This is a genomic window from Halobacillus sp. ABA4_118, from assembly GCF_056160205.1.
Genome location: NZ_JBSWWS010000001.1, coordinates 230,433 through 243,173, shown reverse-complemented (window position 1 = coordinate 243,173; position 12,741 = coordinate 230,433). Strand labels below are relative to the sequence as shown.

Below are 12,741 nucleotides of genomic sequence, written 5' to 3'. Positions count from 1 at the left end.
AACAATGGCAGTTTTATAGATTTTCAGTACTTAAGGGAGTGAGCTTCAATCATGACAAATAAAAATATTGTTGTTGTCGGCGGCGGCCTGGCCGGCTTGATGGCAACAATTAAAGCAGCAGAACAAGGGGTTCACGTAGATCTTCTATCTATTGTGCCCGTTAAACGTTCTCACTCTGTATGTGCCCAGGGCGGAATTAACGGGGCCGTCAATACAAAAGGGGAAGGGGATTCCCCGTGGGAGCACTTTGATGATACGGTCTACGGCGGCGACTTCCTCGCCAACCAGCCACCGGTCAAAGCGATGTGTGATGCAGCGCCCGGCATCATTCACCTTCTGGACCGTATGGGAGTCATGTTCAACCGTACGCCGGAAGGGCTTCTCGATTTCCGACGTTTCGGTGGAACGCAGCACCACCGGACAGCCTATGCGGGAGCTACGACAGGGCAGCAGCTGCTGTACGCCCTTGATGAACAGGTCCGCCGCCACGAGGTGAACGGTCTTGTAACGAAATACGAAAACTGGGAGTTCCTTTCCGCGATTATCGGCGACGATGGTGTCGGCCGTGGAGTGATCGGACAGAATTTGAGCACCCATGAAATTAAAGCGTTCCCTTCCGATGCCGTCATTATGGCAACCGGAGGTCCCGGGATTATCTTTGGCAAGTCCACCAACTCGGTCATCAACACGGGCTCTGCTGCCGGAGCCTTGTATCAGCAGGGTGTGAACTACGCCAACGGGGAGTTCATCCAGATCCATCCGACTGCTATTCCCGGCGATGATAAACTGCGCCTGATGAGTGAGTCGGCACGTGGAGAAGGTGGACGTGTCTGGACATACAAAGACGGGGAGCCTTGGTATTTCCTTGAGGAAAAATATCCGGCATACGGAAACCTTGTGCCGCGTGATATCGCAACGAGGGAAATTTTCGACGTTTGTGTTAACCAGAAACTGGGAATCAACGGAGAAAACATGGTATACCTTGACCTCTCCCATAAAGATCCTAAGGAACTGGATGTTAAGCTTGGCGGCATCATAGAGATTTATGAGAAGTTCGTCGGTGAAGATCCGAAGAAGGTTCCGATGAAAATTTTCCCAGCCGTACACTATTCGATGGGCGGCATGTGGGTCGACTATGATCAGATGACCAACATTCCTGGTATTTTTGCCGCTGGTGAATGTGATTACACACAGCACGGAGGCAACCGTCTCGGAGCCAACTCGCTTCTTTCCTCCATTTACGGCGGTATGGAAGCAGGTCCGAATGCTGTGAAATATCTGGATGGTCTTGAAACCCTTGCAGACGATATGAGTTCAGCGCTGTTTGACAAAGCCGTCAAAGAAGAGCAGGACAAATTCGAGAACATTATGAGTATGGACGGCGACGAAAACGCCTACCAGATTCATAAAGAGCTTGGGGAATGGATGACGGATAACGTGACTGTTGTCCGTGATAATGACAAGCTGCTGGAGACGGATAAGAAGATTGTTGAGCTGATGGAACGATATGAACGCATCAACATCAACGATACATCCCGCTGGAGCAACCAGGGAGCGATGTTTACCCGCCAGCTTTGGAATATGCTGCAGCTGGCCCGTGTCATCACACAGGGGGCCTATAACCGTAATGAAAGCCGCGGTGCCCATTATAAGCCTGAATTCCCGGATCGTAACGATGAAGAATGGCTGAAGACAACGGTAGCAAGCTACGACAAAGAAAATAACAAGCCGGTTTTCCGTTATGACGATGTCGATACATCCTTAATCGAGCCTCGTAAACGTGACTACTCGAAGAGTAAATAAAGGAGGTAACGATCATGAGCGAAAATAAAATGATTACGATGATCATCAAACGACAGGACGATCCTGATCAGTCTCCGTATGAAGAGAAGTTTGAGATTCCGTATCGTGAAAATATGAATGTCATCTCTGCGCTTATGGAAATCCGCCGTAACCCTGTCAATGCAGATGGCCAGGCGACGACACCTGTCTATTGGGACATGGGCTGCCTGGAAGAAGTATGCGGGGCCTGTTCTATGGTGATCAACGGAACACCACGACAATCCTGTACAGCGCTCGTGGATCAGCTGGAACAGCCGATCCGCCTGGAGCCGATGTCCACGTTCCCGATCAACCGTGACCTTGCGGTTGACCGGAGCCGGATGTTTGATTCCTTGAAGAAGGTCAAAGCCTGGATCCCGATCGATGGAACATACGATCTTGGTCCTGGACCACGTATGGCCGAAAGCAAGCGTCAGTGGGCCTATGAGCTTTCCAAATGTATGACATGCGGTGTCTGCCTGGAAGCCTGCCCAAACGTAAACAGCAAGTCCGACTTTATCGGACCTGCACCATTGTCCCAGGTGCGCCTGTTCAACTCCCATCCGACAGGAGAAATGAACAAGAGCGAGCGTCTGCAGACGATTATGGATGGCGAAGGTCTGATGGGCTGCGGGAACGCACAAAACTGCGTACAGTCCTGTCCGAAAGGCATTCCTTTGACAACATCCATCGCGGCACTGAACCGTGATACCGCCGTTGAATCTTTCAAGAGCTTCTTTGGCAGTGATAAACAGGTATAAATCCCTGCGAAGGACCCCGGAGCCGACCGGGGTCCTTTTTTTACTGTCATTGTCAGGAGGTGGACAGAAAACTTACAAGTTCTTCTGACTATAAGGGGGTTGTAGGACTTGAGAAGGATAGTATAATAGATGTGACTGAAATTCGCTCAAGTAAGAAGGTGAGCCGTAGTATGAAAAACTTCAAATGGTCTCAATGGATTGTTTTGACCTTTTTTATTGTATCAGCGTGCTATTTAATAATCTTATCCGTAACCCAGCCTTATCTTGGGATTGATGCTGAACAGCAGGAAAGCGGCTGGGTCATAACCGACATAGAGAGTGGGGGGTGGGCGGACAGGCAGGACGTCCCGCCGGGATCTGTTATTCTCTCTGTGGATGGGGGGAACCCGGGGCTTCACCATTCTCTTTCGATGTTCAATGAACTGGAAAATGCCCAGTCCTTCACGGTGGAATCTTCCGGACAAGTACGGATGTACAGGGACATCGACCAGTTCAGCCGGGTCCACTGGGTGTTTTATATTCTGCTTCCTGCGCTGTTTTTTGTGGCGATTCTAGGAATCTCTTATCTGGTTCATAAACGGGTGCCTAAACGGTATTCGGCCGAACAGCTAATTTTGTATTTCCTGGCAATTGCTACGGCTTATTTGAGTAACAGTGGAGCCGTGAGGGATGACTTGTATAGTCTTGTTTTGAATACCAGTTTATTCCTGATTGCTCCTGTTATCCTTCTCCATTTCCTGCACAATTACTTTCAGGAATTGAAGGTCGTCTGGTTCTCTAAGAACATTCTCTATTTCTTATACGCTGCCATGGCAGGTGTTTCCCTGCTGGATACGTATTATTTAGTAACTCTTCAAAACCCGTCCTACTTTCAACTGGTGCCGCTCACGTGTCTGCTTGGGTTGTATATCATTACCTTTGTGATCGTCTACAAGGGTGTATATATTTACCGGCATGCCGCTGTCGGACCGGTCTTTAAGTATATGGCGATCGGAATGACCGTTGCGTTTTTCCCTTATATTCTTCTTTACTTGATCCCTGTTCTCGTTTCCGGCGTGACCATTGTGTCGCTGGAGTTCGGTGCCATGTTTCTGATTGCTATTCCAGCCACATTCATGTATTTGATTACACGGGAACAGCTGATTGATATCAATTTCATCATGAACCGCCTGCGCTATTACTTTATCCTTTCTGTCCTCCCGTCTTTCGTACTGACAGCTGTTATCGGGTGGATTGTATCCGGCTTGTCGATGGTGTCCTATATCCAGCTGTATTTATTGATGCACACAGCGTTGATTGCCTTCTTATCCTTAAAGGAAGGGCTTGACGTCCGTATGCAGCGGTTTCTCTTTTCAGCACGGTACAGCTACCAGGAAAGTATGCACCGGCTGGCCAGCGACATGAAGGATCAGTCCAATGCGGTTGATTTGATGAAGGTCGTGAGGGATGAAATTAAAAACGTGATGAGTGTACGCGACATCTACATTTTCTCCAAACATAATAAGCGGAAGATGTACTGTGTCTACAATGAAATTCCCGAGGGGATTGTCGACCATTTTGACGACCACCTGTTCCATCACCCTTATGACATCGGCTCCATCATTGAAACGGATAAAGGATTTGGTGTCGTCGTCGGGCTGTCACTTGAGAAGATGACGATGCTCTGGTGCAGAGGGAAAAAGGACTTTACCACTTTAAACCGGGATGAAAAAACGTATTTACAAACCATCTCCCATCATGCCAACATTGCGATAGAGAATATGAATTTGATTGAGGATCTGGTCAAGGAGCTACGCACGTTAAGAAACGATCAGACGCAGAAGTATCCGGCATGGCTGTCCCGGCTCTTATTTACGATTGCGGAGAACCAGCGGAAGCAGCTGTCGATCGATATCCACGATACGGTGCTCCAGGAGCAGCTGTATCTGTACCGTAAAATGGACGACCTGATCCGCAACCGGACCGATTTATCCACGAGTCTTCATGCTGAGTTGAAGATGTATAAGGAATCTCTTCTGGACAGTATCCACCTCACGAGGGAAACGTGTAACGAGCTGCGGCCGGCCTTCATCGAAGAACTTGGACTCGTGCAGTCATTGAAGAATTTGATCCATCAGTATCAGCTTCGTTCCAATTTCACCGTTTACTTTTCTCATGAACGGTTTGAATCAGAGCTGGATCAAGAAAGGATTCTCGGAATTTTCCGGATTGTCCAGGAACTGTTGACGAATGCCATGAAGCATTCCGAAGCAAAAATCGTCAAACTCTCTCTTTTCAATAAGAAGGACCAGGTGGTTCTCTATTATTCAGATAATGGAAAAGGAATGGATTATTCCATGAAGCGGGACCTGTTTTCCCATATCGGGCTTTCGGGAATTGAGCAGAGGGTCAACGGTTTAAATGGAAGTCTGGAAATCACCACAGCACCAGGGGAAGGATTCAGGACGACCATCACTTTCCCCTATCCGTCACACAAGGAGGTCCAGCACGTATGATTCACGTATTAATAGTCGACGACCACCCCGCTGTTGGAGCAGGCACCAAAGCGATGCTCGAGCAGGAGGGGGATATGCAGGTGGATGTCATCCACGAAACCGATCATCTGGAAAGCTGCCTCGAAAAGAAAGCCTACGATGTGCTGCTTTTGGATTTATATATGCCCGGCCTGAACGGCATTGAACTGGCCAAACGGCTAAGAAAAACGTTCCCGGATATTAAAATGCTGATCTATACCGGGTTTGATTTGAGCACGCACTTCAATATGATTGTGGAAGCGGACATCAACGGCTTTGTCAGCAAAACTGCTGCCAGTGAACAGCTTGTTACAGCGATCAAGGCGGCTCTAAGAGATGAAGTGATCATTCCACTCCACCTTTTCAAACAGCTGCGCCGCACCGAGGCCTGCACGGCCGAAACGATCGAATCAGCTGAGAATAAAGGCATTTCCCTGAATGAGAAGGAACAGTCGATTTTGAAGGAAGTGGCATCGGGTTTCACCAACAGGGAAATCGCCCAGACGCTCCATATGTCCCAGCGGAGCGTGGAGTACACGCTCACCGGAATTTTCAACAAGCTGAACGTCCGATCCAGGACCGAAGCCCTTTTCAAAGCCCAGGAACTCGGGCTTGTGTCTAAATCATGAATGCGTAGCACACGGGGGCTAATCCCCTCATACGATACAAAGACTAAATAATTCCCCTCAAGAAAAGCTCAGGAACAACAAGGAGGGGTACGCTTGTGAAGGAGGACGGCTATCGGCCAACACAAATTCTTACCAAGCGGGAGCGAGAAGTCTTCGAGCTTCTAGTACAGGATAAGACGACAAGGGAGATCGCAAAAGAGCTCTTCATTTCGGAGAAAACTGTGCGGAACCACATTTCAAATGCCATGCAGAAGCTAGGAGTGAAAGGCCGTTCCCAGGCAGTGGTTGAACTGCTGCGTATGGGTGAACTGGAACTTTAATTCCATGATGCAGCAGAGGCTTTGGTCTGTGGATTGGAGGGAGTCCTTTCAGGTAGGGTCTGTCACGCGGTGATGATCATACCTGAAAGGGTTTTTTGTATCACCGGATACATTCACCTTGAAATTTCAGAGAGAAACGACCACAATAATACTTATCAAGTCATTTCGTTAGGAGTGCTGAATGTGGCTGAAACCCAGCAGACATCCATGATCGCAGATGTAGAGAAGGAACTTCGTTACATATCCGGGATCATTAAACAAAGAGGACGAGTTATCCTGAATCATTACTCGATTACAGCTCCGCAGTTTGTAGCGCTGCAGTGGCTGATGGAAAAAGGGGACTTAACGATCGGGGAACTCTCCAATCATATACACCTGGCCTGCAGTACGACAACGGACCTTGTCGACCGTATGGAGAAAAACGAGCTGGTTGAGCGGGTCAGGGACCCGAAGGACCGCCGGGTCGTCAGGATCCATGTACTGAGCAAAGGACAGAAGATCATTCACGAAGTGATCGAAAAACGACAGAACTACCTGGAAAACGTGTTGAGAAATGTTCCGGAAGAAGATGTGGAAACGCTGAACCGTCTGCTCCACGTCCTTCATGAGAACATGATTGAAATCGATGAAGAAGAACATTAAGCCATAAAAGAGGGATGCAGAGTGAAACAGGCAATCGGAGTCATTGATTCTGGCGTCGGGGGACTGACCGTAGCGAGAGAGTTGATGAGGCAGTTACCAAAGGAAACCTTTATCTATCTTGGGGACACGAAGCGGTGCCCGTACGGTCCGCGTTCAGAGGAAGAAGTGCGGGCATTCACATGGCAGATGGTCAACTATCTGCTTGGCAAAAATATAAAAATGCTCGTTGTCGCCTGTAACACAGCGACGGCTTATACGCTGGCTGAGCTGCAGGAAGAACTGGATATCCCGGTCATCGGGGTTATTGATCCGGGGGCGCGTGCCGCCATCAAGGTGAGTCAGAACAAACGGATCGGCGTCATTGGTACAGAAGGGACTATTGAAAGCAAAGCCTATCCGCAGGCGCTTGCTTCCATTGATCAGGATATCCGGGTGAACGACCTGGCCTGTCCCCCGTTTGTCCCGATGGTCGAAGAGGGGATATTATCCGGTCCGAAAGCGGAAGGAATCGTTTCCCGAACGCTGCAGCCATTGAAGGACATGAATCATATTGATACATTGATCCTCGGCTGCACCCATTATCCGCTCATCAAGGATCTGGTCCAGAACGAGATGGGGGATCACATCCAGGTCATCAGCTCCGGTGAGGAAACAGCCCGTGAAGCGAGCCTGATTCTTGCCTATCACAAAGCACTGGAAACCGATGACCATACACCAAGGCATGAATTTTACACGACCGGCGATATGGAGAAATTCCGTCTCGTCGCCAACAGCTGGTTTGAAGAGCCGATTCAGATCCTGAAATCGGTAGAACTGGAACACGTATCAAGCTCCGCCTGAAACAGGCGGAGCTTTTTCATATGCTGTTCTCCTCCAAATTACCCTGGTCTATTCCAATCGAGGGCTCGTATACATGGTAGTACAATCTATCTCAGGGGGGAAAAGAATGAGAAAATACAGCTATAAATCCTTTTTGACGGCCCTGGTGCTTCTAATGTGCACGGGGCTGCTTGCCGGATGCCTGTTTGAAGGAGAACAGTCGCTGGAGAAAATGGATGCTCCGGATGAAGCTGTGACAACATCACCGGAAGAGGATGGTTCAGCACCGGAGGAGGATGGAGAGAAAGCAGAGGATTCGACAGAACAGGAATCCACAGCAACCGTCCCTCGTGAGCTTTATTTAATGGATGCCAATGGAATGATCGCCCCACAGACTGTGGAACTGCCGGCTTCTCAGGAAGTCGCTTCCCAGGCGTTGGAATACCTTGTGAAGGATGGGCCGGTCACGAATCTGCTGCCGAACGGGTTTGAAGCCGTTCTGCCGGCAGGAACAGAAATTCTTGGGTTGAATACGGAAGAAAATGGAACGCTTGTCGTCGATGTGTCGGAGGACTTTAAAAATTACGAGGCCAAGGATGAAGAGAAAATCCTTCAGGCGATGACCTACACACTCACTCAGTTTGACAACGTGAAGCGGATTAAGCTGTGGATCAACGGACACGAGCAGGAAGTCATGCCTGTAGACGGCACTCCGATCTCCCAGGGCGTCTCCCGGGCGGACGGGATTAATAATAACGTCGGCGTGCAGCGCGATGTGCTGAACAGCAAGGCCGTTACCGTCTACTTCCCTGCCCAGAACGGGGAGCAGGTGTACCACGTTCCTGTCACCACACGTGTCGCTGAAGACAGTGATGAATATGCGGCAAGAGTGGAGGCCCTTTTTGAAGGGCCTGAGCTCGGCAGCTCATTGACCAACCCCTTCCATGAAGGGGCAGAAATGGTCAGCTCCCGGCTGGAGAACGGCGTCCTCGCCCTTTCCTTCAATGAAAAAATCCTGACAGGATCAGATCAGCCGGCCCTGTCTGATGCTGCCCTCGCCAGCCTTGTGTTGAGCATGACGGATCTTGAGGATGTGGAATCGGTCGAAGTTCAGGTCGAAGGATCGGAGCAGGTCATCAATGAAGCGGGTGAGCCGCTCGCCGAACCTGTTTCAAGAACCGACATCAGTGGTGCTGAAGAAATGTAAAACCCGGCGCTTCAGAAGTGAATCACTTTTGAAGCGCTTTTTACGTTCATGAATAACTACCCGCACGTATGTAATTTGTGTTAAGATGGGCAAGGATAATGATGAAGAAAAAGGAGGTCATCATTGATGCGAAATGATCAACGCGAAGTCAATGAATTAAGAACCGTCACAATAGAAACCGATTATGTGAAACACCCGGAGGGATCTGTACTCATCAGCTTTGGAGATACAAAAGTGATCTGTAATGCCAGCATTGAGGACCGAGTGCCTCCTTTTTTACGTGGTCAGGGCAAAGGCTGGATTACAGCTGAATATGCCATGCTTCCAAGAGCCACGGAATCACGCAACATCCGTGAATCTTCTAAAGGGAAAGTATCCGGCCGGACGATGGAAATCCAGCGCCTGATCGGCCGCTCTCTACGCGCGGTCGTCGATCTTGATAAAATCGGAGAACGTACCATCTGGGTCGACTGTGACGTCATCCAGGCCGATGGTGGCACGCGGACCGCTTCCATTACAGGTGCCTTTGTAGCTGTCGTGCTTGCTCTAGGAAAGCTTGTGAACAAAAAATCCATCAAAGAGCTGCCGATCACCGATTACTTGACGGCGATTTCCGTCGGGGTACTGCCGGACGGCAAAGAAGTTCTCGACCTCTGCTACGAAGAAGACAGCCGTGCTGAAGTAGACATGAACGTCATCATGACCGGCAAAGGCGAATTCGTAGAGCTTCAGGGAACAGGAGAAGAAGCAACCTTCTCGATGCAGCAGCTGCAGAAAATGCTTTCTCTTGCCGACGAAGGTGTCCAGGAGCTGATCAAGCTTCAGGAAGAAGCAATCGGAGAGTGGGCAGACGTGATTCGTGCTAAAGCCGGAGCCGCCAAAGCATGAAGGAACTATTAATCGCCACTAAGAACGAAGGGAAGATCAAAGAGTTCCGCGAGATGTTTTGCAAATACGGCATCTCCGTCGTTTCCCTTCTCGATCATGACCCTTCCATCGATATTGAAGAAACCGGTAAAACGTTTGAGGAGAATGCCGTCATTAAAGCAGAAGCGATGATGCGTGCCTTGAACATCCCTGTTGTAGCCGATGATTCCGGTTTAGAGGTCGATGCCCTGAACGGAGAGCCGGGGGTTTATTCCGCCCGCTATGCAGGAATAGAAAAAGATGACGAAAAAAATACAGCTAAACTGCTGAACGAGCTGAACGGAGTGTCCGAAGAAGAACGGACCGCCCGTTTCGTCTGTGCCGTAGCCGTCGCACGACCGGGAGAAGCGACGTTTACGAAGCGTGGAACGTGTGAAGGCCGAATTGCCGGGGAGCCGCAGGGAGAGCAAGGGTTCGGATATGATCCTGTGTTCATCCCGGAAGGCTCCAGCCGGACGATGGCTGAGCACACGTCCGACGAAAAGAACGCCATCAGCCACCGTCATCATGCCATCGTGCAGATCGAAGACTGGCTGAAAACTCAATCCTGAAAGTGGGGATGAAGGATGCCGAAAGTACTCATCATCAGTGACACACACGGACTAACCGACGAAGTAATGGAAGTGAAAGAACGTCACAGCGACGTGGATGCTATGATCCACTGTGGCGACTCCGAGCTCTCCTACGGATCGAAGGAGCTGGAAGGCTTTCATTATGCCAAAGGAAACTGTGACTTCGAACCCGAAATGGAAAACGATCAGGTTTTCACTGTCGGAGACATCACATTCCTCGTTACGCACGGGCATTTGTTTCAAGTGAAATCCACCCTGATGCCCTTGTCCTACAGAGCGGAAGAGGCTGGAGCCCAAATCGCCTGCTTCGGACATTCGCATATTGCAGGAGCGGAAAAGGTGAAGGACACCCTCTTCATTAATCCGGGAAGCGCAAGACTTCCACGTGACCGCGAAGAACCGACCTACGCCATTCTGGAGTGGGAGGATCTCGATCACGTCCGCCTGCAGTATTACCATGTGAACGGGCAGAAAATCGACGGTCTTTCCATGGAAACAGCAGTAGCAGCAAAGAATTAAAATTCTTTGCTGCAATCTGTTGACATATAAGCGAATCCCTAATATAATAATTCTTGTCCGCTTCAAAAGGACGTTAAAAAATATCCTTTGAAACACACATACATAGCTTTACATGCGCGGGTAGTTTAGTAGTAAAATCTCAGCCACGAGCTGAACTTCTACCGAATCCACTGCGAGTTGCCCCGACGGACTTTACTTCCTTAAGAAGCTTTCAGAGGAAGGGGCATGCTGCGAAAGATAAACGCAGCTGAAACACATTTACATATGCGGGTGTAGTTTAGTGGTAAAACCTCAGCCTTCCAAGCTGATGATGAGGGTTCGATTCCCTTCACCCGCTCCATACATATTTATTTGTCCCAGTAGCTCAGCTGGATAGAGCAACAGCCTTCTAAGCTGTGGGTCGGGAGTTCGAATCTCTCCTGGGACGCTAAATGAAAAAACCGAAACCTTTTCAAAGGTTTCGGTTTTTTTATGGAAAATTTTTTATGTCTATAAAAAGCCTTGTGTTAGAGTTTTTTCATGATTTATTACAAATACGTTATAATCCATAAGATGTAGATTCATGAATTCATACGGCTAGAAGAAAAGAGAAGATAAGCGCCTTACAGACTCCCTTATTTTGTTATCTTCCATATTAGCAAAACCAATAACTAGTTTCTTTTTCCCTTTCTCAGTCATCTCATAATCCCGTAAGAAAAAGCGGCGAATCGTATATAGAACGATTTTGTTTTCTCTGGCCCGTTCCTCAATCTCAACATAAGAAAGAGACGTTTCAATATCCACTAAAAAATGAAGGCCGGCAGGAATGTTGTGAATTGTTATCTTGTCTTGAAACGTCTGGCGCAGCTCCCGAATAAGCGCTGCTCTTTTCGCTTTATAATAGGCATTCATCCGCTTAACGTGCCTTCCGTATTCCCCTTCATCAATGAAGTATTTAAGGGTCCACAAGTTGAGTCCTGAAGGGCCGTCAATCCAATAGTCAAAAGCATTCCGGTAGCTTTGTAACAAGTCGGGTGGCAGAACCATATAGCTGATCCGTAGGCTCGGAAGCAGAGTTTTCGAAAAGGTCCCGGTATAGATGACTTGCTGGTTCTGGTCGAGACTCTGAAGGGAAGGGATATGGTCCGTTCCATATTTAAATTCACTATCATAGTCGTCTTCCACAATGTAACGACCAGGAGACTCGGCTGCCCAGTTTAGAAGCTCTATTCTTCTATTTATAGGCATGATTGTCCCAGTAGGAAACTGGTGGGAGGGAGTTACAAAAACCCATTGAGGATCGCTATCCAAAAGGTCCTGAATTGAGATACCCTGTCGGTCCAAAGTCGCTGGAGTTACCGGGAAACCCATATTTTTAAGTAGATTATAAAACCGCTGGTACCCAGGATTTTCGACAGCCACTTGTGTATCTTTTGCCTGTAAAGACATTAATTTATGAATTAGTGGCTGGGTTCCGGATCCGATGACAATTTGTTCGGGCCGGCACCGAACGCCCCTGGTGAGAGCAATCATCGTTGCGATTGATTCGCGGAGTTCATATGGCCCTTGAGGATGTGGAAGGAGGGCGAGTTGGGTTCGATGATGCTCCATGACTTTCTGCTGGTACTTCCTCCATTTCTTAAAAGGGAAATGCTCCGCATCGGTGGCAATATGAGAAAATGTAACCTTGGGATGAAATCCATCTTTAGTACAGTCCTCTCTCAAACCCTCTGGGAAAGGAACGTCTTCTTTGTTTCTTTTAATGTAACTTGTAATATCTTCTACAAAATACCCTTTGCGTTCTGCACTGTATATATAACCTTCCGCTAGTAATTGCTCGTAGGCGTGGGCTACGGAATTAAGACTGACCTCCAGATCCTGGGCCAGTCTCCGTTTCGATGGAAGCTTCTTTTTGCTGAGACGGTCGTCGAGGATCAGGTCTCTTAAGTGCGTATAAATCTGTTTGTAAATGGCAGGTTGTTCGGCTCCTTTTTCAATATGGAAAAACACAAATAGCTCCTCCTACTATGTA

At 48.6% G+C, this 12,741-nt stretch carries 12 protein-coding genes and 2 tRNA genes; 13 read left to right on the top strand and 1 reads right to left on the bottom strand.

Annotated features, from left to right (window positions below):
• Positions 1 to 51 precede the first annotated feature (51 nt).
• The 13 genes from sdhA to ACXAGL_RS01260 all read left to right on the top strand — a co-directional run bounded on the left by sdhA (position 52) and on the right by ACXAGL_RS01260 (position 11,157).
• Positions 52 to 1,803 (top strand): succinate dehydrogenase flavoprotein subunit, encoded by a 1,752-nt coding sequence (sdhA, locus tag ACXAGL_RS01320; RefSeq protein WP_474989515.1) that lies wholly within the window; start codon positions 52 to 54, stop codon positions 1,801 to 1,803.
• Between the two features lie 14 nt (positions 1,804 to 1,817).
• On the top strand, positions 1,818 to 2,582 hold the full coding sequence (gene sdhB / locus ACXAGL_RS01315; RefSeq protein WP_027955209.1) for a succinate dehydrogenase iron-sulfur subunit: 765 nt from the start codon (positions 1,818 to 1,820) through the stop codon (positions 2,580 to 2,582).
• A 170-nt stretch (positions 2,583 to 2,752) separates the two neighbouring features.
• Complete coding sequence (locus ACXAGL_RS01310; protein WP_474989513.1) at positions 2,753 to 5,077, top strand: ATP-binding protein; 2,325 nt, start codon at positions 2,753 to 2,755, stop codon at positions 5,075 to 5,077.
• Positions 5,074 to 5,724, top strand: a complete 651-nt coding sequence (locus ACXAGL_RS01305) for a response regulator transcription factor (RefSeq protein ID WP_027955211.1) — start codon at positions 5,074 to 5,076, stop codon at positions 5,722 to 5,724. The genes ACXAGL_RS01310 and ACXAGL_RS01305 overlap by 4 nt, the downstream gene beginning before the upstream one ends.
• A 95-nt stretch (positions 5,725 to 5,819) precedes the next feature.
• Positions 5,820 to 6,044, top strand: coding sequence for a helix-turn-helix domain-containing protein (locus ACXAGL_RS01300; RefSeq protein WP_008635211.1), 225 nt, complete (start codon positions 5,820 to 5,822; stop codon positions 6,042 to 6,044).
• Between the two features lie 207 nt (positions 6,045 to 6,251).
• A complete protein-coding gene (locus ACXAGL_RS01295; protein WP_474972295.1) occupies positions 6,252 to 6,686 on the top strand; it encodes a MarR family winged helix-turn-helix transcriptional regulator in 435 nt (144 codons plus the stop codon).
• A gap of 21 nt (positions 6,687 to 6,707) precedes the next feature.
• Positions 6,708 to 7,526: a glutamate racemase gene (racE, locus tag ACXAGL_RS01290; protein ID WP_027955213.1), complete on the top strand. Its 819-nt coding sequence runs from the start codon at positions 6,708 to 6,710 to the stop codon at positions 7,524 to 7,526.
• 106 nt (positions 7,527 to 7,632) lie between these two features.
• Positions 7,633 to 8,712, top strand: coding sequence for a GerMN domain-containing protein (locus ACXAGL_RS01285; RefSeq protein ID WP_474969141.1), 1,080 nt, complete (start codon positions 7,633 to 7,635; stop codon positions 8,710 to 8,712).
• Between the two features lie 126 nt (positions 8,713 to 8,838).
• Entirely contained in the window at positions 8,839 to 9,600 is a 762-nt protein-coding gene (gene rph / locus ACXAGL_RS01280; RefSeq protein ID WP_027955215.1) for a ribonuclease PH, read from the top strand.
• Positions 9,597 to 10,190, top strand: a complete 594-nt coding sequence (locus ACXAGL_RS01275) for an XTP/dITP diphosphatase (protein WP_474989511.1) — start codon at positions 9,597 to 9,599, stop codon at positions 10,188 to 10,190. The genes rph and ACXAGL_RS01275 overlap by 4 nt, the downstream gene beginning before the upstream one ends.
• A gap of 15 nt (positions 10,191 to 10,205) precedes the next feature.
• Complete coding sequence (locus ACXAGL_RS01270) at positions 10,206 to 10,730, top strand: metallophosphoesterase (protein WP_474989509.1); 525 nt, start codon at positions 10,206 to 10,208, stop codon at positions 10,728 to 10,730.
• Positions 10,731 to 10,996: 266 nt separating this feature from the next.
• Positions 10,997 to 11,070 (top strand) — tRNA-Gly (locus tag ACXAGL_RS01265).
• Positions 11,071 to 11,083: 13 nt separating this feature from the next.
• Positions 11,084 to 11,157, top strand: a tRNA-Arg gene (locus ACXAGL_RS01260).
• Between the two features lie 149 nt (positions 11,158 to 11,306).
• Here the strand turns inward: ACXAGL_RS01260 and gabR are convergent.
• Complete coding sequence (gabR, locus tag ACXAGL_RS01255; RefSeq protein WP_474989507.1) at positions 11,307 to 12,719, bottom strand: MocR-like transcriptional regulator GabR; 1,413 nt, start codon at positions 12,717 to 12,719, stop codon at positions 11,307 to 11,309.
• Positions 12,720 to 12,741: the final 22 nt, after the last annotated feature.

Bases quoted from the DNA above. Each gene is read 5' to 3' on its own strand.
- sdhA (WP_474989515.1), top strand. From the start codon at position 52: ATGACAAATAAAAATATTGTTGTTGTCGGCGGCGGCCTGGCCGGCTTG.
- ACXAGL_RS01285 (WP_474969141.1), top strand. From the start codon at position 7,633: ATGAGAAAATACAGCTATAAATCCTTTTTGACGGCCCTGGTGCTTCTA.
- sdhB (WP_027955209.1), top strand. From the start codon at position 1,818: ATGAGCGAAAATAAAATGATTACGATGATCATCAAACGACAGGACGAT.
- ACXAGL_RS01295 (WP_474972295.1), top strand. From the start codon at position 6,252: ATGATCGCAGATGTAGAGAAGGAACTTCGTTACATATCCGGGATCATT.
- ACXAGL_RS01270 (WP_474989509.1), top strand. From the start codon at position 10,206: ATGCCGAAAGTACTCATCATCAGTGACACACACGGACTAACCGACGAA.
- ACXAGL_RS01305 (WP_027955211.1), top strand. From the start codon at position 5,074: ATGATTCACGTATTAATAGTCGACGACCACCCCGCTGTTGGAGCAGGC.
- ACXAGL_RS01310 (WP_474989513.1), top strand. From the start codon at position 2,753: ATGAAAAACTTCAAATGGTCTCAATGGATTGTTTTGACCTTTTTTATT.
- rph (WP_027955215.1), top strand. From the start codon at position 8,839: ATGCGAAATGATCAACGCGAAGTCAATGAATTAAGAACCGTCACAATA.
- ACXAGL_RS01275 (WP_474989511.1), top strand. From the start codon at position 9,597: ATGAAGGAACTATTAATCGCCACTAAGAACGAAGGGAAGATCAAAGAG.